Here is a 22,995-nt window from a genome sequence, read left to right as displayed (position 1 = left end):
TGCTCGTCGGGGTGTTCAACGAGCGCGCGCAAGACGTGGATCGAGCAGGTCGCGCAGCCCGTCGCCGAGCAAGTTGAGCCCAAGCACCGCCAGCGCGATGGCCACGCCCGGAAACACCGCGAGCAACGGCGCCTGGAACATCATGGTCTGCGCCTCGCTCAGCATGCGGCCCCACGAAGGTTGCGGCGGCTGCGTGCCGAGGCCGAGGTAGGAGAGGGCGGCCTCGGCAAGGATCGCGATGGCGAAGCGAATGCTGATCTGCACGATCAGCACGGCCGAGATGTTGGGCAACACGTGCTGCATGGTGATTGCGAACGACCCCTTGCCGCAGGCGCGCGAGGCCGCAATGTATTCACGCGACCAGATCGCGTTGGCCGATGCGCGCGTGATTCGCGCAAAGGTCGGAATGTTGTAGATGCCGATCGCGACGATCGCATTGACGATGCCGGCGCCGAACACCGCCGTCATCATGATGGCCGACAGGATGGCAGGAAAGGCCAGCGTGAAGTCGGAAAACCGCATGACGGCTTCTTCGATCCAGCCGCGCCGTGCCGCAGCGAGCAAGCCGAGGGCGGTGCCCACCGTGAGGCCGATGCCGACAGCGATCATGCCGACCAGGATCGACGCGCGTGCGCCAACCAGCAACAGCGAGACGACGTCGCGGCCATAGGTGTCGGTGCCGAGCCAATGCGCACCCGAAGGCGGCTTCAGCTTGTCGGCGAGGTCAATCTCGTACGGTGACCACGGGGTCCACACGAGAGACACGGCGGCCGCCAGCAGCAGCAGCGCTGTGAGCACAGCGCCGAGCATGAAGCTGCGGTGGTGCAATGCGCGGCGCCAGAAGCCCGGCACTGTGAGCGCCGCACCGCTCGGAATGACGATGGCGTTCATATGTCGCTGGCCTTGATGCGCGGATCGATGACCGCGTACAGCACGTCGACCACGAAATTGACGATGACCACCATGGCCGCGAGCAACATCACGCAGTTGCGAACGACGATCAAATCGCGGTTGCTGATGGCCTGAAAGATGAGGCGGCCGAGGCCGGGCAGGTAGAACACGTTTTCGACCACGATGGTGCCGGCCAGCAACTCCGAAAACTGCATGCCCATGACGGTGACGACGGGGATCATGGCGTTGCGCAGCACATGGGTCCACAACACGGCGCGTTGCGATACGCCTTTGGCGCGGGCCGTCCTGACGAAGTCTTCGCGCATGACCTCGAGCACGGCAGATCGCGTGATGCGCGCAAGGATGGCCGCCTGCACGACTGCGAGCGACAACGCGGGCAACAGAAGGGCCTTGATGCCGGCCGCCACACCGCCAATGCCTTCACCCCAGCCGTCGAAGCCGCCGGCCGAGAACCACTGGAGGTTGACCGAAAAGACGAGTATCAGAAGGATCGCGAACCAGAAGTTGGGAATCGCGATGCCGATCTGCGTCATGCCCATCAGGCCAACATCGCCGAGCTTGTTGTGACGCGCTGCAGCAGTCACGCCGACCAGCAGCGCGAGCACGGTGGTGAGCGCCATCGCCATCAGGGCTAGCGGCACGGTAAGCGCAAGCCGTTCGAGAATAAGGTCGAGCACCGGTGAGCTGTAGGCATAGCTGTCGCCGAGATTGCCGGTGAGGATGCCGCCGATCCAGTGCCAGTAGCGTGTCCAGGCCGGCGGATCGAGGCCGAGCTTGGTGGCCAGCGTCGCCACCGCTTCAGGCGCGGCATCGGGGCCCATGAGCAACTGCGCGGCATTGCCGGGCAGGATCTCTAGTACGAGGAAGACGATGACCGAAGCGCCGATCAGCGTACCGATCAGTGTGGCGAGGCGCTTTAGAAGAAACAGACTCATGAGGCGGGGCGCAGCATAACCCGACACACGCAAGCGCCATGCCGCCGCGCGGATAATTGACCCCATGGCACTCATGATCACCGACGAATGCATCAACTGCGATGTGTGCGAACCCGAGTGCCCGAACGACGCCATCTACATGGGTGTCGAGATCTACGAGATCGATCCGAACAAGTGCACCGAGTGCGTCGGCCACTTCGATGAGCCGCAGTGCGTGCAGATCTGTCCGGTGGCGTGCATACCGACCCACCCTGGGCACGTCGAGACACGCGAGACGCTGTGGATGAAGTTCGAGCGCCTGACGGCCGACAAGGCGACTGTCGGTGCTACGGCTTCGCCTGGCCCTTAAAAGTCTGCGTTGATTTGCGCGGCTCGGTGGCGAGCTTGCGCAGGCGCGCTTGTTGCAACTTTTCGGCAGATGCCAGCTTGCGCTCTGCGATGGCGTTGCGGCGCGCATCGGCTGTAGCGCGACGATCGCTTTCTGCTGCCGCTTTCTCTCGACCGAGCCGGCTGTGTTCGAGTTCGTCGGCACGGCGCTCATCGCGTCGCGTTGCCGCATCGGCCGCACGGCGGTCTGTTTCGCTGCGCGAGTCGTCGACCTTCACCTCGCTGCCGCCCTTGCAGGGTTGATCGGTGTAGGTATTGCCGCAGCGCCAGGTGCCTTGTGCATTCGACTGCGCAGTGGATGCTGCGGTAGCCGCTGCAGCCGTTGCAGCCATTGCGAAAAGGCCCGCGGCAATGAGCAGACCGGTGATGCGTTGTTTCGGTAACTTCGTTGCTTTCATTTTTGTTCTCCCTTTGTGTCGTGTCGCTTGTCAGGCTGCGGCTGGCGCAGCGCCGCCTTCGCTGCCAGCGCCTCCACCGCCACCATCCGGCTCACGGCGCGGCGGTTTGGGTCTCGGCGGCTTGCTGGTGTGGATGAGCAAAGTCGCCTTCTCCATCTGCCCGGCCAGCAGCGCCGGCGCCGCGTGTAGCGTGCGCACGATGGCATCGTCGATAGCTTCGCGCTGCTCCTTCAATGGCTTCTTGAGCACCCAGTTCACCACCTCGGATTTCACGCCGGGGTGCCCGATGCCGAGGCGAAGTCGCCAGTAGTCGCCAGTGCCGAGTTGCGCATGGATATCGCGCAGGCCGTTGTGTCCGGCGTGGCTGCCGCCGAATTTGAGTTTGGCCTCGCCAGGCATCACATCCAGTTCGTCGTGGGCCACCAGAATTTCTTCCGGCGCGATCTTGAAGAAGCGAGTAAGTGCCGCGACCGACTTGCCCGACAGGTTCATGAAGGTCTGTGGCTGGAGCAACCAGACCGGTTGACCGTTGACCTGCGCGCGTGCCGCGAAGCCGTGGTAACTGCGCTCGGGCACCAGCGACACCTTGAGGTCACGCGCCAATGCATCGGTCCACCAAAAGCCCGCGTTGTGCCGCGTGGCTTCGTATTCCGGGCCCGGATTGCCGAGGCCGACGAAGAGCTTGATCATCTGGAAATTATGAGGGGAGGTTGTCACTGCACAAAAGCAAACGGCCCGCACGAGGCGGGCCGTTTGCGGCACAAGGCGCGAAAGAATTACTTCTTTGCGGTCTTGGCAGCAGGCGTCTTCGCTGCCGGCGTCTTGGCAGCGGGTGTCTTTGCAGCAGGTGCCTTGCCGCCCTTGCCAGTTGCCGCGGGCGCAGCGGCGTCGGCTGCAGCGCCTTCGGCCGGCTCGTCGACTTCTTCAGCCGCAGGTGCCACAGCCGAAGCCAGCACCGGGTTGAGCTTGCCGCGGCTGACCCACTTCACGCCACGGGGCAGCTTGATGTCTTTCAGCGTAACAGTGCCGTTCTTTTTCAAGCCAGACAGGTCGACTTCGATGAACTCAGGCAAGTCGGTCGGCAGGCAATTCAATTCGAGTTCGGTCGTCACGTGGTTGACGAGGTTGTGCTCGAGCTTGACGGCATCGGATTCGGCTTCGTTCTTGAAGTGAACCGGCACCTTCATGGTCAGGCGCGTGCGGGCGTCGACGCGTTGAAAGTCGATGTGTTGCACCAGCTGTCGGAACGGGTGGTACTGCACGTCGCGCAGCAGCACTTTGCTGGCGGCACCGTCCATTTCCATTTCGAGCACGGTCGAATGGAAAGCTTCTTTCTTCAGGGCATGCCACAGCGCGTTGTGATCGAGTTCGATCAGCATCGGCTGGCCTTCACCACCGTAGACGATACCGGGCGTCTTGCCCGAAATGCGGAGACGGCGGCTCGCACCCGTGCCCTGCTTGGCGCGCTCAAAAGCGACGAATTTCATAGTTAACTCCTTGGAGCGATGGCGCAATTGCCGTTTCGCTTCTTAAGCGCCGACCGCGACCAGTGCGGCGCCGGTTTCAAAATGGCTTCCCTGAAAGAGAAGCCGGCTTTTTGCTCAGAACAAGTTGTCTTGATCCGAGAACAAACTCATGACCGACTCACCTTTGGCAATGCGCTGGATCGTCTCGGCAATCAGCGGTGCCACGGAGAGTTGGCGAATCTTTCCGCACGCCAGCGCGTTTTCGGAAAGGGGAATCGTGTTGGTCACGACCACTTCGTCCAGTGCCGAGCCCTGGGCGATGCGCTCGATCGCAGGACCCGAAAAAATCGGGTGCGTGCAATACGCATAGACGCTCTTTGCGCCACGTTCCTTCAAGACCTCGGCCGCCTTCACCAGCGTGCCGGCGGTGTCGATCATGTCGTCCATGATCACGCAATTGCGGCCATCGATTTCGCCGATGACGTTCATCACTTCGCTCACGTTCGCCTTCGGGCGACGCTTGTCGATGATGGCCAGATCGGTGTTCAATTGCTTTGCCAGTGCACGGGCGCGGACCACGCCACCGACATCAGGGGACACGACGATCAGGTCTTCGTAGTTCTTCAAGCGCAAGTCGCCGAGCAAGACCGGTGACGCGTAGATGTTGTCGACCGGAATGTCGAAGAAGCCTTGAATCTGGTCGGCGTGAAGGTCCATCGTGAGCACACGCTCGACACCGACGGTTTCAAGCAGATTGGCAACGACCTTCGCCGAGATGGGCACGCGACTCGAGCGCGGGCGACGGTCTTGCCGGGCATAGCCGAAATAGGGAATGACAGCACTGATCCGGTCGGCCGAAGCACGCTTGAGCGCGTCGACCATGATCAGCAGTTCCATCAGGTTCTCGTTGGTCGGTGCGCAGGTGGACTGCACCACGAAGACATCGCGCGCCCGGACGTTCTGATTGATCTCGACCGTGACTTCACCATCGGAAAAGCGGCCGACCCGGGCCGCGCCCAAGGTGGTGCCGAGGTGCTGCGCGATTTCCGCCGCAAGGCCAGGATTGGCGTTGCCGGTGAAAACCATGAAATCAGGATGATGAACCTGCATGAGGGTCTCGGCAGAATGCATCCGGCAATGCGAAATGGCCCGGTCGAGCCGCTAGGTCCAGGGTCTTGCAGCCCGACGGCTGCAAGTTCAAAACGTTTGGCAGGGGCGGAAGGAGTCGAACCTTCGAATGCTGGAATCAAAATCCAGTGCCTTAACCAGCTTGGCGACGCCCCTACACGGGTGGACGACCAGCTCTTTTGGAGCGGACGCCTACCGAAAATCCTGACTAATCAGCGGCCCACCCGACAAGAGGATGAACCGCCAGATTGCTGCACTTGCGAACTCGCCAGCCCTCAGGGGCATCTGCCAGTTCAACATCGTGCGGCATTGCCGCAAAAACCGCACTTCCGGAGCCGGTCATTCGGGCCGAAAGTCCTTGAGCTCCGAGCCAGTCGATGGCATCGGAAACCGCCGGGCAAAGCCTTTGTGCAACCGGCTGCAGGTCGTTGTGACCAAAGGCAAAACCCGATTTACCGGAGTTGGAACCTGAGGCCGCGCTATCTGCAGCAAAGCCCGAGATTATAGCAGCGGGCGTAGCGCGGTTCAGGTCCGACGCTTCAAAAATGAGACGGGTTTCGAGTCCCTCGGCCGGCTTTGCGACGGCGAACCGGGCTGCGGGCACGTCGATCGCAGTAATTTGGTCACCGATGCCCTCGACCCAAGCGTTGCGCCCGCGCAAGAAGAACGGCACGTCTGCGCCCAACGCCAGCCCGATTTCTTCGAGCCGTGCCAAAGGCAAATGCAGTTTCCAGAGCCGGTTCAGTGCCAGCAAACAGGTGGCCGCGTCAGAAGAGCCACCGCCCATGCCGGCCTCCGCAGGGACATCCTTCGCTACGCCGATGTGCGCACCCTGTCCGGGCGATGCGAATCGCTGCAAGGCACGCGCCGCGCGCAGTATTAGGTCCTCGGCGGGTAGCTGCGTGGTGAGGTCTTCGCGGCTGAGGCCCCCATCGCTGCGCAATTCAACGTGAAGCGTGTCGCACCAGTCGATCATCATGAAGACCGATTGAAGCAGGTGATAGCCGTCGGCTCGTCGCCCCGTGATGTGGAGAAACAGGTTCAGCTTGGCGGGCGCCGGGAGATCGTAGAGCGCCTTCATGCCCGTTCGAAAACGACGCGCAGATCGGCGCGCGGCAAGGGCGCTTCGCGGCGCGCTTGCAGTCGCCCTTGCGCCAACTCCCCCAGTTCGGCCCTCCAGCCGGACACCTGCGCATCCTGGCCGACGAGCCAGCCGAACAGCGCGCCGACAGGAATGGCTGCACCAGTGGCAGCCTGGATCAACTGGTCGACCGAATCGAACCGGCGTGTTCGGCTTCCGTCGTTCAACACCGCCTCGCCGGGCGCCCAACGCAACGCTGCCAGCGTGCTCCCGATCGGGCTGGTCAACGTCAGCTCGCCGGTTTCGGCAGTGCCGCGCAGCTCGAAAAGGGCGGAAAAGGTCTGCTCCGGTTCACTTTCGATCCTGAGGGACATGCGGCCCGTCCATGCCTGCGCATCGGAGCCGTTCGACGGATTCTTCACCGTGGCGCAGCCCGACATCACCAACATCGCAACGCCACCCAGCGTCAGCGCAAATCGACGCGACGGCTGGGCCGCGGCACCGATCACAACTTGACGCGCAGGCGCTTGAGCGTTTCCTGCAAGGTTTCGTTTTCGGCATCCGCCAATGCCGCCTCTTTCCAAATTGAGACAGCGCGCTCTTTGTCGCCTGCATGCCAGAGCACTTCGCCGTAGTGGGCGCCAATTTCCGGATCAGGGCGCTGCTTGTAGGCCGCTTGAAGGATGCGGGTGGCCTCGGCCGTGTTGCCCAGCCGGAATTCAACCCAGCCGAGGCTGTCGGCAATGAAAGGATCTTCGGGTGCGAGTTGCACCGCTTTCTGGATCAGCGTGCGCGCCTCATCGAGTCGGACCTTGCGATCCGCAAACGAGTAGCCCAAGGCGTTGTAGGCGTTCTGGTTTTCCGGCTTCAGCACGATCAGCCGACGCAGCAGGCGCTCCATGTCGTCAAGGCGGTTGAGCTTCTCGGCGACCATCGCCTGGTCGTAGATGAGGTCGCTGTTTTCCGGCTCGTCGGCGCTGGCCTTGGCCAGCATGTCGTAAGCCGCTTGGTACTGCTTGCCGTCACGCAGCAACTGCACCTCGGCCATGAACTTCTGCTTTTTGTCCTCGGGGGTGCCCTCGGGCAGTGCGCGAATGATTTCCCGTGCCTGCGCCAGCTTGCCTTGGCGCGCCAGTAGCCCGGCGCGGCGGCTTTGCGCAGACACCATGTCGTCGGTGCTGTCGATCTTCGTGAGCCAACGCTCGGCTCCCGTGAAGTCCTTGCGGCGCTCCGCCAACTGCGCCAGCATCAAATACGCCTGCGTTTCACCGCGCTTGCGTTCGTCGGCATCGCGCTGGCCGTTCGAGAGTTCGATGTAGCGCTTCAACGAGGTTTCGGCGGCCGAGTCTTGCCGCGCTTGCGACTGAAGCGAGCCGAGCAGCAGCCATGGGTCGGGCATGTCGGGGCGTGCTGACGTGAGGCTCGCCAGTTCGGCAGTGGCTTCGGTATAGCGGCGGCCCTCCGTCAGCACGCGCGCGTAAGCCATGCGAACTTCGAGCACGGCTTTCGGGCTTGCCAGATAGCGCTTGACGATGGGCTCGGCCAAGGGCTGTGCTGGGTCTATCAACTCCAGCGCCAGCACAGGCGGGCCATCAGATGAGGGATCGGCCTCCTGGCCTTTGATCGCTGCGTCGAGCGCCCCCGAATTATCGCCAGCTAACTGGCGCAATCGGCCAACTGTGGTCCAGGCCAGACCAGCCGTCGCGGGATTTTTAAGGTCGTCGGCGAGCGCCTTTTCGACCACCTCTGCGGCGACCTTTTTGTCGGTTGCGCGTGCGTAGTTGCGCGCGATCATCGCCATCAAAAACGGGTGTTCGGGCAGCGGCGTCGCGGCCAGTTCGATTCGCAGCGGCTCCACGGTTTCGCCAATGCGATTCAACGCGATCAGGATCTGCAGTTCGAAGCGACGAGCTTCGCGAGACGTCGGTACCGCCACTTTCCAGGCGCGCGTCGCAGCGAGCGCTGCATCGCCGGAGCGCGACTGCAGCGCGATTTCGACCGCACGTTGAAAGAGCTTGCCGTCGCCTGTCTTGCGACCCGCGTCGAGCATCAACGCGTAGCCATCGCCTGGCTCGCCTGAGCGTGCGGTCAGTTCGCCGAGCAGCACTTCATAGAACAGCTGCGCAGTCAGCGCTGACTGATCGGGGGGCGAGGTGTCTTCCACTGCGGGCGGCGCTGCCGTTGCCGCAGGCGTCGTCACAGGAGATTTGGCAGGTTCAATGATCGGCGCCGGACTGGTCGGCGCCGCGGCGGGGGGCGTTGCGGGCTGGGCGTAGGCGGTCACTGCCAGAAACATGGGAAGCGCGGCCGCCGCAAGGCGGAGTCGGCGGGGCGGTAAGGTCATCGAACCATAATAATCCAAGGCTTTTGCGTCACGTTGAGCGAGGGCTTAGGAGCCTGCCCGAATTCGTGTCAGTGTTTATCGATTGCTTGGCTCTGCATGCCCGAATTACCCGAAGTTGAAGTCACAAGGCTCGGATTTGCCGATCGGATCGCGGGCGCGCGCATTTCGGCCGTGCAGGTCGGAAAGCCGCTCCGCTGGGCGCTATCGGTAGCGCCCGCGGCCTTGGTCGGGCGAACTGTTACGGCGGTGCGCCGGCGAGGCAAATATCTTCTGGTCGACATGGACCGGGGGCTCTTGCTATTGCATCTCGGCATGTCCGGCAGCTTGCGCTTCACATCAGGGCTACCGCCAGCCGGTCCGCACGATCATTTTGATTTGATGACCGACAAGGGCACGTTGCGCATGAACGACCCGCGGCGCTTTGGTTCCGTCGTGTATGTCGAAGACGAGGGGGCGCCGCTAGCGGTCAAGTTGCTGGGAGGGCTCGGCATGGAGCCACTGGGCGATGCCTTCGATTTCGAAACTTTCCATGCCGGCCTGCGCCGCCGCAAAGCCGCAATCAAGCAAGTGCTGCTCGCCGGCAACGTGGTGGTGGGGGTCGGAAATATCTACGCGTCCGAGGCGTTGTTCATGGCGGAAATCCGGCCGACGGTGTCTGCAACACGGATCAGTCGCCCGCGGGCCTTGCGCCTGCACGCCGCCATCCGAGAGATCCTGGCGCGGGCGGTGCAGCGCGGTGGCAGCACGCTGCGTGACTTTTCGAATATCGATGGGCAATCCGGTTACTTTCAGCTCGAAGCCACGGTTTATGGGCGCGCAGGCGAGCCGTGCCGAGTTTGCGGAACGCAAATCCGACAAATCAAGCAAGGGCAGCGCTCGACATTTTTCTGCAACAACTGTCAAAAGTACTAAAACAGTCTGGGTATTGACCCCGCCGCTTGGGCTGTGGATGCTATATTTTGTAAGCCCACTTACATATTCCAATTGAGCCGCTCCTTCAACCAGCAATTCGACCAGCATGGCGCTTGGCGACGCAATTTCGCGCACCGCCTGAAATGGCTTGCGGGTTGGCTAGACGAGAACGAGTTGCTCGACCAGGCCGTGGCCGAGCGACTGCGCGAACTCGAATCGCAGATGCGGACCAGCAAAGTGATGGTGGCTTTCGTTGCCGAGTTCTCGCGCGGCAAATCAGAGCTCATCAACGCGATATTCTTTGCCGGCTATGGGCGGCGGATTATGCCGGCCAGCGCCGGGCGCACGACGATGTGCCCGACGGAACTCGGCTACACGGCCGGCCAGCTGCCGAGCCTGCGCCTGCTGCCCATTGAAACGCGGCTCGAAGCCTATTCTTTGGCGCATTGGCGCGACGAGCCCCAGCGTTGGACCGACATTCCAATCGATGTCGACGACGCGGAGCAGCTCGGCGGCGTGATGAACAAGGTCGCCGAGGTGCGTTGGGTTCCTATTGACGAAGCCAAGGCGCTGGGCTTCTGGAGCGACGATACGCCGGACGACAACCCGGTGCGCGACTCCGGCGGCCGCGTCGAAATCCCGCGCTGGCGGCATGCGCTGCTGAACATGCCGCATCCCTTGCTGGAGCAGGGTTTGGTTATTCTCGACACGCCGGGTCTCAATGCGATCGGTGCAGAGCCCGAACTCACCGTCAGCCTGATTCCGCAGGCGCATGCGGTCGTCTTCATTCTGGGCGCCGACACCGGCGTGACGCGCTCCGATTTGGCAATCTGGCGCGAACACCTTATTACCGAAGGCGACGCCGGCGAGACGCGCATCGTCGTGCTGAACAAAATCGACACGATGTGGGACACGCTGAGCACGCCCGCACAGATCGATGCGCAAATCGAACGCCAGCGCGTCGGTGCCGCAGAGTTGCTGGGCGTTCCACTCGCGCGCGTGCTGCCGGTATCTGCGCAAAAGGGCCTGCAAGCCAAGATCCGCCGCGACCCACCGTTGTTGCAGGCGAGCCGCTTGCCGGCGCTCGAATCGGTGCTGGGCGAAGGTTTGCTGGGAAAACGCGAAACGATGCTGCGACTCGCTGTCGATTCGGGCATTGCGGCGCTCAGGGCCGAAGCGGCGCGGATCCTGACCGTGCGCCAGCGCGACCTATCTGAGCAAGCGCTCGAACTGCAAGGCCTTCGCGGCAAAAACGTCTCGGTCATCCGCCACATGCGCACGCGCATCGAACAGGAGCAAACCGAGTTCGAAGGCAGCAACACGCGAATTCTTGCTTTGCGCTCGGTCCAGGGAAAGCTGCTGCGCGAGGTGTATGCGGTGCTGGGCAGCACGGCGCTCAAGGCCGACATGGGCCGGCTTGCCGCGGCGTTGAAACGGCCCGGCATCAAGTTCAACGTCCGCAAGATCTACGCGGAAACCTTCGATGCGCTGCGCAACAACCTGCGTGAAGTGCAGGCCACCACGGCCGAAATTCAGGCCATGTTGCATGCGACCTTTCGACAGCTGAACGCAGAGCACGGCTTCACATTGCAGGCGCCGGCCGAGCCTGACTTGGTCGGATTCGAACGTCAGCTGACGCAGATCGAAGTCAGCCACACGCAGTACCTCGGCGTCGGCAACTTGATCAAACTGGCGCAGCCCGACTTCTGCGACAAACTCGTGCGCGCACTGGCCAGCCGCCTGCGGGTGGTCAACGAAGCGGCAATGACCGAGGTCGAGCGCTGGAGCAAGGGAGCTGGCGCCCAACTCGATGCGCAACTGAAAGAACGTCGCCGCAACTTCGGCAAGCGAATCGAAGCGGTCGAGCGCATCCAGCATGCAGCCGGCAGCCTGGAAGAGCGGCTCACCGAACTGGCTGTGCAAGAGAGTGGGCTGGGCGAACTGCAGAAGCGCCTGCGCGAACTTACCTCCATGCTCACCAGTAACGAAGCACCCACCGCTTTTTCAGTCCGCAGCGAACTGAGTGCAGTCTGAACCGACCGCGTCGGCCGCCCAGCGGCTGGCGCCGACCTTTGCCGCGCGCATTGCGGGCTGGCAGGCAACCCATGGCCGTAGCCACTTACCTTGGCAGAACACGCGCGATCCGTATCGAGTCTGGCTGTCGGAAGTCATGCTGCAGCAGACGCAGGTCGTCACGGTACTCGGCTACTTCCCGCGCTTTTTAGAAAAGTTTCCAACGGTCTTAACGCTCGCTGCAGCGACCGAGGACGAGGTGTTCGGCCTGTGGAGCGGCCTCGGCTACTACAGCCGCGCGCGCAACATGCACCGGTGTGCGCAAGAAGTGGTCGAGCGTTTCAGCGGCGCGTTTCCACACACGGCTGCGCAGTTGCAGACACTGCCCGGCATCGGCCGATCGACCGCCGCAGCAATCGCGGCTTTCTGCTTTGGCGAACGCGTGGCCATCCTCGACGGCAACGTCAAACGTGTGCTGACGCGCATGCTGGCGTTTGGCGACGACTTGTCAGTGGCGGCCAACGAACGCGCGCTTTGGAACGATGCGACGACCTTGCTTCCGCCCGCCGATGAGCCGGCGGAGATTACGCGTTACACGCAAGGCTTGATGGACTTGGGCGCGACGATTTGCCTCCCACGGAAACCCACCTGTTTGCTATGCCCGGTAAGCGATGCCTGCGCTGCGTTGCGCGAAGGCGCACCGGAGCGCTATCCGGTCAAGCTGCGCAAACTTCGACGTAGCTCGGAGTCACTGTGGATGCTTCGCGCACGTGATTCGAAGGGACGCGCCTGGCTCGAGAAGAGACCGGCGCGCGGCATCTGGGCGGGCCTGTATTCGCTGCCGGTCTTCGAAAGTCGAGCGGCACTTCTCGAGGCTTTGCCGTCGTCGTGCAATACGGTGCAAGACGAAGTGCCGTTCGTTCACGTGTTGACGCACAAGGATCTGCATCTGCATCCGGTCAAGGTCGAATGGATGGGCGCGCTCGCCTTGTCTGACCACGGGCGCTGGTTCGATGCGCACGAATGGACCGAACTCGGGCTGCCCGCACCGGTGCGCAAATTGCTGGTTGCTGGCGGTTGACCGGACCCACGCCGGGGCCGTCGGAAGCCCACCTCAGGTCGCGTCGAGTTCGCGATGCCGCTTGAGCGCGGCCCACCGATCGCCGAATCCTCGTGCCAATTGCTCGACCAGAAAGACCGAGCGGTGCTGGCCGCCGGTGCAACCGATCGCCACCGTCACGTAGCTGCGATGGTCGTGCGCCAGCGCATCCAGCCAGCGGCCCAGGAACTGCTCGATGTCGCCGTACATGCGCGCGACGTCGTCATGCGAACGCAGCCAGTCGATCACCTGCACATCGCGTCCCGTGAGCGCGCGCAAGGCAGGCACGTAGTGCGGGTTGGGAAGCATGCGCACGTCGAATACGAAGTCCGCATCGAGCGGCACACCGCGCTTGAAAGCGAACGATTGAAAGACCAGCGTCAATGCGCTTTGCGGCGCCGCGATCAACGCCTTGATGTAGCTCTGCAACTGCGCTGGCCGGATGATGCTGGTGTCAATGACGTCGGCACCGTCGCGCAGATCGGCCAGCAGTTCGCGCTCCAGCTCGATCGACTGCACCAGTGCGCGTTGTTGCTCGGGCAGGTCGGTCAGAGGGTCTTGGCGTGAGAGCGGATGGCGGCGCCGTGTCTCGGAATAACGGTGCACCAGTGCATCGGTCGTCGAATCCAGAAACAGCGATCGCAGCACCACGCCTTCGCGTCGCAAGCTGTCGAGCTGCTGCGGCACGAGCGGCAACGACACGCCGCTGCGCACGTCCATGGCAATCGCAACGTGGCTCGCGTTCTGCTGCTTTTGCAATGCGACGAAGGCAGTGAGCAACTCCGGCGGAAGATTGTCGACGCAGTAGTAGCCGGCGTCTTCCAGCGCATGCAACGCGACCGACTTGCCGGACCCGGACATACCGGTGATGAGCACGATGTCGAGGCTCATGGCGCAGTCGCCGGCGCCTGCTTTTCGAGCATCTCGCGGGCATGGGCAAGAGAGGTTTGCGAAACTCGCTCGCCGCCGAGCATTCGGGCGACTTCCTGCGTGCGGCCATCGGCATCGAGTGGCGCGACAGTGCTTTCGGTGCGCGCTGCCGCTCCCTTGCCGCTGCGGGTCTGCCGTTTGGCGACCAGAAGATGATGGTCGGCACAGGCCGCCACTTGCGGCAGGTGCGTGACCGCCAGAACCTGCCGACTGCGGCCGAGTTGCGCCATCAAACGTCCCACCGTTTCGGCCACGGCACCACCGACGCCGGCATCGACCTCGTCGAAGATCAGCGTTTGTGCGGCGCCGAGTTCGCTTGTCGTCACAGCGATGGCGAGCGCGATGCGCGACAGCTCACCGCCCGAGGCGACCTTGCCGATCGGCCGGGGCGTGCTGCCGGGATGACCGGCGACGAGAAAGATCACTTCTTCGAGGCCGGCACGGCCGGGTTGATCGAGGGGCTGCAGTTCGACTTCGAAGCGACCGCCTTGCATGCCGAGACCCTGCATCGCTCTGGTGACGGATTCGGAGAGGCGCGGCGCCGCTTGCTTGCGCGCTTTGCTGAGCGCCTTTGCCTCGCGTAGGTAGCCTTGCTTGGCGGCTTGCTCGGCGCGATCGAGTGCATCGAGGTCGCCTTGCGCATCCAGCGCCTTCAATTCCAATTGCCACCCCGTGAGCAGCGCGGGCAGCTCTGCCGGCGGCCGCTTGTAGCGCCGTGCCAGCGACATCCAGAGACCCATGCGCGAATCGAGTTCGGCCAGGCGCTGCGGATCGGTGTCGGTATGCCGAAGGTAGCCGTGCAGCGAATGCGCAGCGTCCGCAGCTTGCGCAACGCTGGACGCCAGCACTTCGCCGAGGGCCTTGAACTCCGCCTCCATATGCTCGGCGTCCTGCAGCAGGGCGACGGCACGGGCGAGGGCGGACAGCGCGCCGGCGTCGTCGTCCTCCAGCGCCGCGATGGCACCTTCGGCAGCCTCGATCAGCGCCTGTGCATTGGAGATGCGACTGTGATTGGCCGACAGCTCTTGCCATTCGCCTTCGACGGGCGCGAGCTTGCTGACTTCGCCGAGTTGCCACTGCAGGCGCTCGCGTTCTCGCTGCAAGGAATCTTGTGCTGAGCGCGCGACATCCAGCGCGGTCAGCGCCTGGCGCCAGCCGTGCCAGCTCGCCTCCAGCGCGCTCGTGTTCACGTCGGCATACGCATCGAGCAGACGCCTAACCGCGTCGGGCCGGGTCAGACTCTGCCAAGCGTGCTGGCCATGAATATCGAGCAGCAGGTCGCCCACGGTGCGCAATTGCGCGGCGGTGGCCGGGGCGCCGTTGATCCAGCCACGGCTGCGTCCTTGCAGGTCGACCGTTCGGCGCAGCAGTAAAGCCTCGTTGGCTTCGAAGCCACCTTCGTCGAGCCACGACGCCAACGCTGGTGCAGCGTCGAACTCCACGCTCACGTCGAGCCGCTCGGCGCCTTCGCGCACTGAACCGGCGTCGGCCCGGCTCCCCAATGCCAGTTGAAGTGCGTCGATCAGGATCGACTTGCCGGCGCCCGTCTCACCGGTCAATACCGAGAAGCCGGTCGAAAAATCCAGTTCGAGCGCATGCACGATCACAAAATCGCGCAGCGCAATACGTCGCAGAGCCACCTCAGGAACCTCCTTCGTTCCAGTGCAATTTCTTGCGCAGCGTGTCAAAGTAACTCCACCCCTTCGGATGCAGAAAGCGCACGCGATGATCCGACCGGCGAACCACAACTGTGTCACCGAGCATTAGCGTGGCGAGCGACTGCATGTCGAAGTTCGCGCTGGCGTCGCGACCCGACACCAATTCGATCGATATCTCGTCGGCGTCCGGCAGCAGGATCGGGCGGTTCGACAATGTGTGCGGCGCGATCGGGACCATGACCCAGCCTGGAATGGCCGGGTGCATCAAAGGGCCGCCGGCGGACAAGGCATAGGCGGTCGAGCCGGTCGGCGAGGCAATGATCAACCCGTCCGCGCGCTGCACGGCGACGATGTGTCGACCGACCGTGACACGCAGTTCGACCATGCCGGATGTCGCGCCACGGTTGACCACCACGTCGTTCATTGCAAGCGCGTCGAACACGACGTTGCCCTCGCGCAGCACGCGCGCGTGCATCAGGCTGCGATGGTCTTCTTCATAGTCGCCGGCCAACATTGGCACCAGCGTCGCCTTGTAGTCTTCCAGCCGGATGTCGGTGATGAATCCGAGTCGTCCGCGGTTAATGCCGACCAATGGCACGCCGTAGCAAGCGAGCTGGCGGCCGATGCCCAGCATCGTTCCGTCACCCCCCACCACCAAGCCAAGATCGCAGGTTCGGCCGATTTCTCCGACGCTCAAGGCCGCATAGCGGCTGATCTCCGGATGCTCATCGGTCGACTGCTCGACAACGACCTCGCAACCGTGCGATTCGAGGAATGCGCCGATGTCTTCCATCACGCCGTCTTGCGCCCCGGCCTGAGCGCGCGCGCCCGAGGCTTGGTACTTGCCAATCAGCGCAACGCGTCGAAAGCGGGAGGTCATTCACAAATTACAACACTAAAATTCATTGATGCTGGACGATCGCGCCAAGTTGCTGCTCAAGACTCTTGTTGAGCGTTACATCGCTGAAGGACAGCCGGTGGGATCGCGCACGCTGTCTCGCGCTTCGGGGCTCGAACTGTCTGCGGCGACTATCCGCAACGTGATGTCCGACCTCGAGAATCTGGGCCTGATTGCGAGCCCGCACACGTCTGCCGGGCGCATCCCGACCGCGCGCGGCTATCGCCTTTTCGTCGACACGATGCTGACCGCGCAACGCGACCAGTTCAGCGCTGCCACGTTGGCGCCAGACCAGCCGCAGAAGGTAATCGCGAACGCGGCCAACCTGTTGTCGAACCTGTCGCAGTTCGTTGGCGTCGTCATGGCGCCGCGGCGCGCTTCGGTGTTCAAGCAGATCGAATTTTTGCGACTGTCGGACCGCCGACTGCTGGTCATCATCGTGTCGCCCGACGGCGATGTGCAGAACCGGGTGATCTTCCCGGAGGCGGATTACACGCAGTCGCAGTTGGTGGAGGCGTCGAACTACATCAACGCCAACTACGCCGGGTTGACGATCGAACAGGTGCGCGATCGACTGCAATCCGAAGTCGAAAAACTCCGTGGCGAAATCGTGTTGCTGATGCAGGCGGCCGTTCAGGCGAGCTCCGAGGTGATGACGGAAGCGCAAGACGAAGTCGTGATCTCGGGCGAACGCAATCTGCTCGCCGTCTCTGATTTTTCGAGCGACATGGGCCAGCTGCGCCGGGCCTTCGAACTGTTCGAGCAAAAGGCGCAATTGATGCGCTTGCTGGACGTGTCGAGCAAGGCCGACGGCGTTCGGATCTTCATCGGTGGGGAAAGTCAGGTCGTGCCGTTCGACGATTTGTCGATCGTCAGTGCGAACTACGAAGTCGACGGCAAGGTCGTCGGCACGCTGGGTGTCATTGGCCCCACTCGCATGCCCTACGAGCGAATGATTCAGATCGTCGATATCACTTCGAGGCTGGTGACCAACGCGCTGAGCCATCGGAAGTAGGCGCCCCACTAGAATCGGCGGCGCGTGGGCCGTTAGCTCAGTTGGTTAGAGCAGCGGACTCATAATCCGTTGGTCGATGGTTCAAGCCCATCACGGCCTACCATTCATAACCTGCGCCGGCATTGAGGGGTCTGCTACATATTCTGTAGCAGACCCTTTCTCTTTTTCATGCGCGGTGACAGTCTGGTGACAGACTGACGTCTTGCCCTCGTCAGCATCTAAGTCCGCACCGCGAACTCGATTTGCACAGACACGCGCGGGTGATCCCTGCCGACAGGGGTGTAAAAGCTGACGACGGTCGCCGATGTCACGGTGTAGCTCCCGCTGTCGAGCTTCGGCGCGAGACCATCGGCGCGCGCGGCTTTGATGTAGCCGATTGACTCCCACGACTTCAGCAAGCCGAAAAGCCGGCTGCATTGCATGTAGACCGTAATGGCGTCTTTGTCGTGCACGTTGTTCGGCTCCCTACGCAGTTGCAGCGGCATGCCCTCTCGGCAGTGTCGACGGATGCGATCGGCACGCCCTTCGAACCCGATGCCAGTAACTATGGCGCGAACGCCTTTGGTTTTGATCGTGGTGTTAGTCATGGGTGCTCGTCGACGCGCCGGAACGTGGCGGCGCCGTCCGGTATGGTCAGGGTCACTTTGTGCGTCGTGGTCTTGGTGAACAGGTCGACGGAATAGACATCGGCGCGCTTTGGGTTCAGCAGGTACAAGCGGCGCGCAGCCGAGAGTGGGTCGGCCAGCAGGTCCTGGAAACAATCGGCAAGGGAGGCACGCTGCACGACGTCGAGGCCTTTTTGATCCCGAATGAATCGGCTGGTGAAGTTGACGGACTAGATGCTCGGCCATCCCAAGTACGCGCTCATGCGCAGGAAAGCAATAGCGTCGTCGGCGTCAGCAAATGAAAGGCTGACGCGGCCGGCGGCGATATCGTGATCGGCCTCGCGTTCCATCACGGCCCAGCGCGCACCCTCCACGGCGTTGAAAACCTCGAGCAGCGCGGCGACAAGGCCGTGCAGGCTCAGATTGATTCGCGACTGCGGGCTAGGTTTCGCGACGCTCAGTTGAATCTCTGCGAGTGTCATGTGCGTGGTCGAGATGCTGGTCTGCAGGTCGGCCATCTTGTCGAGCTTTACGGCGACGGTGACGCCTTCGCTTTTAAGTAGCTTTGCGCCGTCCTCAATGGATGCGCGCAGACCGTTGAACCATACGACTTGGCCACGTATGCGCCGAGTTTGCCCGTCGATAACGTTGCTCATGAACTCGACAGGCGCGAACGCAAAGCGCACCAGCTTCGTGAAAAAGCCGACTCGCGAGGCGTCGCGGCTGTTGCGTTCGAACCGTCGAGCGTGTTCCATGGTCAGCGCAGGCAGGCCGGCGGGCAACGTTTGTGCGTTCATTGGACTGGCATTCTGCGGGGATTCGGTAGTGGGACGGTCGCCCCCGCAGGCGCCTTCAAGGGCGTTTTCGTTATTCCATGCATTGAGGAGACCGCAGATGGTCACGCCCGCACAAACTCCCGGCCTTTGGGCATCGCCCGCGCTTGCGCGGTTCGGTGCTCTCGGCGCAAAGTTGCCGCCCGCCGAATGGGCTCGGGGAAAGGCCCTGCCCGCCCTGCCCGTGGCGTAAGCCGACGCGCTGCCACACATCGCGCCCACGCTTGCCGCCTCGCAGTCGGCTGAAGTCTCAGCCCGGCTCTACCGGTCAATAGTCGAACGGTAGCTCGGTCGCGGGTTCTGACCGAACTTTCAGGCCGTCCTCGCGTCGAGGTGTGTCAAGGTTGCGGGTGCTTGCTCGCATCTATATTTGCAAAGTCGTGCAGCGCTTAAACGACGGCCCGTTGCAAAGCCGCCAGCCCACAAATGGGTATGAAGTCACTGGCAGCTGCTTAGCTGCAGGCCTTGCCATGCGGGCCGTGAAAGCCCTGGGTCTTGGCATCCGCTTCGGTTAAATACTTGCCGTGCTTGGTCTTGCCGTAATAATTGTCGCTCGGGCAGTGATAGACCTTGTTCTTCTCGTTTGCCCACACCTTGTCGGCACCGCCGCCTGGCGCCTGGGTAACGAGCGCGAGGTCAGGCTTGCCCTTTTTCGTGGTCGGTACTGCAACCGGTGCGGCCGTAGCCGGAGCGGCGGTCAGGGCCTTTGGTGCAGTGGTCGCGGCCGAGGTTGGCGTTGCGGCCGGGGGGGCGCCAGCAGCAGGCGCTTGGGCAAAGACGGAGCCGGCTACGACGATGCTCAGAGCAGCAAAAACGAGGGACTTTTTCATGGGAATTCCGGGTCACGAGATACGTGGTCCGCTTCCAACGCTTTGCAGACGCATGCGTTGACCATCCGGATTGCCCTCACGCCCAATTACATGCACATAAGCACATATCGACGACGGCAAAAAAGGGCGAGGCGATTCACAGCGCCGCTTCTGGAAACTTCTTGTCCGCGATTCGAGCGCTCGTTTTTGTTTTACGGTTGCCGTGCGCGTGACCACAAGCTCCGCTTCGAAGCAGATCGCCTCGCGCGATGGAGCCGCAATTGGCTGACGAGAGAACGGGCACAACCGAACTGTACGGACGTCCTTGAAGGCATGGCGAGCATTACAAAGAGATTGTCATGCCATTGAAAGCAGGCGCCTGAAGCACGGCGCTTTTCTGTTCTTTCTACAGCGCCATGAACAGCTCCCAGCGAACGCCAAGAACACCGGGCACTCCGCTGTTGTGCCGCTCAGCGTCTACCCCTCAAGAAGTCGGCAGCTCAACTGACCGGCTTCGTACAGGGGATTGCACACGAGGATGACGTTCAGCGGGAAGCGCATTCCTTTGGTCGCCAGCATCACGATCAAGCCTTCCCAGTCGCAACTCTTCGCCTAGCCTGGCTGGCTGATGTCCGCTAACGCAAAGGAAGCCCGATTCTTGTCGGCAAGGGCACAGACCGCTGGAGGAAGCCTTCCTCTGACAGACTTCCGCGCCACCAAATGTCACATTGCGTTGCCTCTATCCGTTGAACCTTTCGCGGCGAGCCGATGATTTCAAAAAAACTGACGAACTTGCAAATATGAATTCTTTGATTCAAGGAAGCCGCCCGAAGGAATTAGCAACTGCCACAGGTGCGGTTGGGGCTCTGGGCGTTGTCTTTGGCGACATCGGCACGAGCCCGCTGTACACGTTCAAGACGGTGCTCGACATGACCGGGGGGAACCAGTCGCAGACGATTCTTGGCGTGGTTTCGCTTTTGGTTTGGACCCTCATCATCGTAACGAGCCTCAAATATGCCGGCTTCGCTATGCGCATCGACAACGACGGCGAAGGTGGCATCCTCGCGTTGCTCGCACTTCTGGCCGTCAAGCGAGCAAAGCGCCCTCTGATTGTCGCTGTTGGACTTTTTGGGGCCGCGCTCATTTATGGAGACGGAGCCATCACGCCCGCGATCTCGGTGCTCTCGGCTATTGAAGGTCTCAAGCTGGTCGAGCCTACGATGCAGCCCTTTGTGCTGCCGGTCACGGTCGGGATCTTGGTGGCGTTGTTTGCCGTTCAAGGCGTCGGAACCGCCAAAATCGGCCGGGCCTTTGGGCCCATCATGGCCGTCTGGTTCGTGACCATGGCTGCGCTCGGAATCTGGGGGATCGCAAAGCATCCGGCCGTGCTCTACGCGTTGAATCCGTATTACGGGGTGAGCTACCTGTTCCACAGCGGATACATTGGTTTCATGGTCTTGGGCGGCGTATTTTTGTGCGTGACCGGAGCTGAGGCTTTGTATGCCGACATGGGACATTTCGGAGCCAGACCGATCAAGTTTGCATGGTCGACGCTCGTCTTCCCGAGCTTGGTGTTGAACTACGCCGGGCAAGGTGCGATCGTTCTCTCGGGCGCGTCAACCGATGGCAATATCTTTTATCGTCTTTGTCCCCCGGCGCTTTTGCTCCCGCTAGTCGTCTTGTCGACCGTAGCGACGATCATCGCCAGCCAGTCGATCATCACGGGGGCCTTCTCGATGACGCGCCAGGCCATCCAGCTCGGTTGGATGCCGCGCATGAAAATATCCCAGACATCTGCGGAAGGTTTTGGGCAGATTTACGTCGGCACGGTGAACTGGGTACTGATGATCGTGACGGTCGGCTTGACGCTCGCCTTCGGAAAATCAGACAGCCTCGCGGGCGCCTATGGCATTGCCGTGTCCGCAACGATGATCCTGACGACGGTCTTGCTATTCATCGCCATGCGGGAAATCTGGGGCTGGAGTCTGGTCGCCAGCGCAGCCGTCGCGGGCGTCTTCATGATCGTAGATGCATCGTTCTTCGCATCCAATCTGCTCAAACTTCTGCAGGGCGGTTATGTGCCACTACTGCTCGCTGCGGGGGTCTACGGAATCATGTACGTCTGGCATCGGGGCATCTCCGTGATCACAGACATTGCCGGGGGAAGCAGCGTCCCGGCTCAGCAGTTCTTCGCCGGGCTCGAGCGAACTTACGTGGCGCGCGTCCCCGGTACAGGCGTGTTTTTGACACGGGCAAGGGAGGGCATCCCACCAATTATCCAATGGTATGTGCATCTCGCGCGGGCGCTTCCCCAGAAGGTCGTGGCCATCACGGTGCAGACGACATCGTCTCCTTGGGTCGCCGGCGATCGGCGCGCACACCTCGAGCAAATCGCGCCCAACTGTTGGTTCGTAATTGCTTCCTATGGCTTCATGGAGACTCCTGACTTGCCGAGTCTACTGGCCGAGATATCTGCGCGCGAATGCCCGGTGGATCTAGACGATCTGACCTATTTCATCGGGGTCGAGAAAATTGTCCCGAAGCCGGGGAGCCACGGGATTGCGCGCTGGATGACGCACCTCTTCGCGGCCATGGCGAGAAATTCGGCACATGTGACCGACTCTATGCGGATTCCGCCCGAGCGGCTTGTTGATTTGGGTCGCCAGGTGCAGATCTGATGCATGTCGATATGGACTCTTGGCGCCGGCGCGTTTTTGACCCAGATGCCAACATTGGGTTCTGTCGCAATAGCAGAGCGAGGTTGAGACGGGAGCTGGAGTGGCTGGCCTCAAAAGGCCAGAGAGTAGAACTCGTCAGCAGCGAACGATGCTCTGTCTTTGAGCGAATCGAGCTGGCCCTTCTTGATCATGTGCATGGTCTCGATGCCTGCGATGAGGGCGCGAGCGCAGCGAAACGACTTGAATCCGGGCATGGGTCGCACGATGCGTTTGATCGCCCGATGGTCTTGCTCGATGAGGTTGTTGAGGTATTTCGACTGACGCATCTCGATGTCCGCGCCGCTGTCAGAGCGCATGCCGAGGATCGCCGCCGTGTTGGCGCCGCTCTTGTCGATCGTGATCTTCTCGGGCACGCCGTGCAGGCCGATGGCACGCTTGAAGAAGCATCTCGCCGCTGACCTTGATGTACGTTTCATCCATTCGCCAGCTCGTGCCGACCGAGCGCTTGCGCCGCCTCAAGACGGCGGCAAGAACCGGCATCATCTTGACCGACCACCGATGAATCGTGGTGTGATCGACCACCACCCCACGCTCGGCCATCATCTCTTCGATCTGTCGCAGGCTCAACGGGTACGCCGCGTACCAGCGAACGCACACCAGCATCACCTCAATGGGGTAGTGCAGCCGCTTCAAAATCCTGCGTAGTGCTTCGTTCATCTTGTTCTTGCCCAGCGCTTCAGCTTACTCGTCGCGTCTTACTGCGACAGAACCTCCACTGGGGGGTACCGCGGCTCGATCTCGGCAATCAAGCGGGCCCAGGGCACGACGCGTTCCATCTCGGCCAGAAACTGCTCGCGGCGACTGCGCTTCTTCTCGGCGTATTGGGCGCTGGCA

Annotated in this window: 22 protein-coding genes, 2 tRNA genes and 2 pseudogenes; 7 read left to right on the top strand and 19 right to left on the bottom strand. The window is 62.1% G+C overall.

The annotated features are described in order from the left end of the window. Positions 1–15: 15 nt before the first annotated feature. Positions 16–891, bottom strand: a complete 876-nt coding sequence (locus tag QN413_RS05440) for an ABC transporter permease (RefSeq protein WP_323495618.1) — start codon at positions 889–891, stop codon at positions 16–18. Beyond that, a complete protein-coding gene (locus QN413_RS05435) occupies positions 888–1,847 on the bottom strand; it encodes an ABC transporter permease (protein ID WP_323495617.1) in 960 nt (319 codons plus the stop codon). The genes QN413_RS05440 and QN413_RS05435 overlap by 4 nt, the downstream gene beginning before the upstream one ends. Before the next feature lie 64 nt (positions 1,848–1,911). Here QN413_RS05435 and QN413_RS05430 point away from each other — a divergent pair, with 64 nt between their 5' ends. Beyond that, positions 1,912–2,196, top strand: a complete 285-nt coding sequence (locus QN413_RS05430; protein WP_187052981.1) for a YfhL family 4Fe-4S dicluster ferredoxin — start codon at positions 1,912–1,914, stop codon at positions 2,194–2,196. On the opposite strand, the gene QN413_RS05425 is transcribed toward QN413_RS05430, so the two are convergent. From QN413_RS05425 to QN413_RS05390, 8 genes are all read right to left on the bottom strand, one after another. After that, positions 2,174–2,632: a hypothetical protein gene (locus QN413_RS05425; protein ID WP_323495616.1), complete on the bottom strand. Its 459-nt coding sequence runs from the start codon at positions 2,630–2,632 to the stop codon at positions 2,174–2,176. The genes QN413_RS05430 and QN413_RS05425 overlap by 23 nt on opposite strands. 30 nt (positions 2,633–2,662) lie before the next feature. Further along, positions 2,663–3,322, bottom strand: coding sequence for an aminoacyl-tRNA hydrolase (pth, locus tag QN413_RS05420; RefSeq protein WP_323495615.1), 660 nt, complete (start codon positions 3,320–3,322; stop codon positions 2,663–2,665). An 86-nt stretch (positions 3,323–3,408) separates the two neighbouring features. Next, positions 3,409–4,119 (bottom strand): 50S ribosomal protein L25/general stress protein Ctc, encoded by a 711-nt coding sequence (locus tag QN413_RS05415; RefSeq protein ID WP_187052978.1) that lies wholly within the window; start codon positions 4,117–4,119, stop codon positions 3,409–3,411. A 114-nt stretch (positions 4,120–4,233) separates the two neighbouring features. Further along, positions 4,234–5,208, bottom strand: a complete 975-nt coding sequence (locus QN413_RS05410) for a ribose-phosphate pyrophosphokinase (protein WP_187052977.1) — start codon at positions 5,206–5,208, stop codon at positions 4,234–4,236. A 97-nt stretch (positions 5,209–5,305) separates the two neighbouring features. After that, positions 5,306–5,382: transfer RNA gene (locus QN413_RS05405), tRNA-Gln, on the bottom strand. Between the two features lie 52 nt (positions 5,383–5,434). Continuing rightward, positions 5,435–6,307, bottom strand: a complete 873-nt coding sequence (gene ispE / locus QN413_RS05400; protein ID WP_323495613.1) for a 4-(cytidine 5'-diphospho)-2-C-methyl-D-erythritol kinase — start codon at positions 6,305–6,307, stop codon at positions 5,435–5,437. Beyond that, complete coding sequence (locus QN413_RS05395; RefSeq protein ID WP_323495612.1) at positions 6,304–6,816, bottom strand: lipoprotein insertase outer membrane protein LolB; 513 nt, start codon at positions 6,814–6,816, stop codon at positions 6,304–6,306. The genes ispE and QN413_RS05395 overlap by 4 nt, the downstream gene beginning before the upstream one ends. After that, positions 6,813–8,651: a tetratricopeptide repeat protein gene (locus tag QN413_RS05390; protein WP_323495611.1), complete on the bottom strand. Its 1,839-nt coding sequence runs from the start codon at positions 8,649–8,651 to the stop codon at positions 6,813–6,815. Before QN413_RS05390 ends, QN413_RS05395 begins: the two co-directional genes overlap by 4 nt. Positions 8,652–8,747: 96 nt before the next feature. Here QN413_RS05390 and mutM point away from each other — a divergent pair, with 96 nt between their 5' ends. The 3 genes from mutM (at position 8,748) to mutY (ending at position 12,657) form a co-directional block, all read left to right on the top strand. After that, positions 8,748–9,563, top strand: a complete 816-nt coding sequence (gene mutM / locus QN413_RS05385; protein ID WP_323495610.1) for a bifunctional DNA-formamidopyrimidine glycosylase/DNA-(apurinic or apyrimidinic site) lyase — start codon at positions 8,748–8,750, stop codon at positions 9,561–9,563. Positions 9,564–9,635: 72 nt separating this feature from the next. Further along, positions 9,636–11,597 carry a dynamin family protein gene (locus QN413_RS05380; RefSeq protein ID WP_323495609.1) on the top strand — a complete coding sequence of 654 codons (1,962 nt, stop codon included), beginning with the start codon at positions 9,636–9,638 and terminating at the stop codon, positions 11,595–11,597. Next, complete coding sequence (gene mutY, locus QN413_RS05375; RefSeq protein ID WP_416352141.1) at positions 11,587–12,657, top strand: A/G-specific adenine glycosylase; 1,071 nt, start codon at positions 11,587–11,589, stop codon at positions 12,655–12,657. The genes QN413_RS05380 and mutY overlap by 11 nt, the downstream gene beginning before the upstream one ends. Positions 12,658–12,690: 33 nt before the next feature. Here the strand turns inward: mutY and rapZ are convergent, their stop codons facing one another. From rapZ to QN413_RS05360, 3 genes are read right to left on the bottom strand one after another with little or no spacing between them, the layout of a single operon-like run. Then, entirely contained in the window at positions 12,691–13,566 is an 876-nt protein-coding gene (gene rapZ, locus QN413_RS05370) for an RNase adapter RapZ (RefSeq protein ID WP_323495608.1), read from the bottom strand. Then, on the bottom strand, positions 13,563–15,245 hold the full coding sequence (gene recN / locus QN413_RS05365; RefSeq protein ID WP_323495607.1) for a DNA repair protein RecN: 1,683 nt from the start codon (positions 15,243–15,245) through the stop codon (positions 13,563–13,565). The genes rapZ and recN overlap by 4 nt, the downstream gene beginning before the upstream one ends. A 1-nt stretch (position 15,246) precedes the next feature. Beyond that, positions 15,247–16,143, bottom strand: coding sequence for an NAD kinase (locus tag QN413_RS05360; protein WP_323495606.1), 897 nt, complete (start codon positions 16,141–16,143; stop codon positions 15,247–15,249). A 28-nt stretch (positions 16,144–16,171) separates the two neighbouring features. On the opposite strand from QN413_RS05360, the gene hrcA reads away from it, so the two are divergent. Both hrcA and QN413_RS05350 read left to right on the top strand, forming a co-directional pair. Continuing rightward, positions 16,172–17,176 carry a heat-inducible transcriptional repressor HrcA gene (gene hrcA / locus QN413_RS05355; protein ID WP_187052970.1) on the top strand — a complete coding sequence of 335 codons (1,005 nt, stop codon included), beginning with the start codon at positions 16,172–16,174 and terminating at the stop codon, positions 17,174–17,176. 26 nt (positions 17,177–17,202) lie between these two features. Beyond that, a tRNA-Ile gene (locus QN413_RS05350) sits at positions 17,203–17,279 on the top strand. Between the two features lie 115 nt (positions 17,280–17,394). Here the strand turns inward: QN413_RS05350 and QN413_RS05345 are convergent. From QN413_RS05345 to QN413_RS05330, 4 genes are all read right to left on the bottom strand, one after another. Next, complete coding sequence (locus QN413_RS05345) at positions 17,395–17,763, bottom strand: HIRAN domain-containing protein (RefSeq protein WP_323495605.1); 369 nt, start codon at positions 17,761–17,763, stop codon at positions 17,395–17,397. Then, a complete protein-coding gene (locus tag QN413_RS05340) occupies positions 17,760–17,960 on the bottom strand; it encodes a hypothetical protein (RefSeq protein ID WP_323495604.1) in 201 nt (66 codons plus the stop codon). Before QN413_RS05340 ends, QN413_RS05345 begins: the two co-directional genes overlap by 4 nt. 51 nt (positions 17,961–18,011) lie before the next feature. After that, positions 18,012–18,683 carry a hypothetical protein gene (locus QN413_RS05335; protein ID WP_323495603.1) on the bottom strand — a complete coding sequence of 224 codons (672 nt, stop codon included), beginning with the start codon at positions 18,681–18,683 and terminating at the stop codon, positions 18,012–18,014. 383 nt (positions 18,684–19,066) lie between these two features. Then, entirely contained in the window at positions 19,067–19,444 is a 378-nt protein-coding gene (locus QN413_RS05330) for a hypothetical protein (protein WP_323495602.1), read from the bottom strand. 779 nt (positions 19,445–20,223) lie between these two features. Between QN413_RS05330 and QN413_RS05325 the strand changes: the two genes are divergently transcribed. Further along, positions 20,224–22,101 carry a potassium transporter Kup gene (locus tag QN413_RS05325; RefSeq protein WP_323495601.1) on the top strand — a complete coding sequence of 626 codons (1,878 nt, stop codon included), beginning with the start codon at positions 20,224–20,226 and terminating at the stop codon, positions 22,099–22,101. 110 nt (positions 22,102–22,211) lie between these two features. Here QN413_RS05325 and QN413_RS05320 read toward each other — a convergent pair. Both QN413_RS05320 and QN413_RS05315 read right to left on the bottom strand, forming a co-directional pair. Further along, a pseudogene (locus QN413_RS05320) lies at positions 22,212–22,818 on the bottom strand (IS6 family transposase). 62 nt (positions 22,819–22,880) lie between these two features. Continuing rightward, positions 22,881–22,976: pseudogene (locus QN413_RS05315) on the bottom strand (IS5/IS1182 family transposase); the annotation flags it as partial. Positions 22,977–22,995 lie beyond the last annotated feature (19 nt).

The sequence above is a fragment of the Variovorax sp. LG9.2 genome (genome assembly GCF_035018885.1).
GTDB lineage: Bacteria > Pseudomonadota > Gammaproteobacteria > Burkholderiales > Burkholderiaceae_C > Variovorax.
The sequence above is the reverse complement of the archived record's forward strand: the minus strand, read 5'-3'. Positions and strand labels throughout refer to the sequence as shown.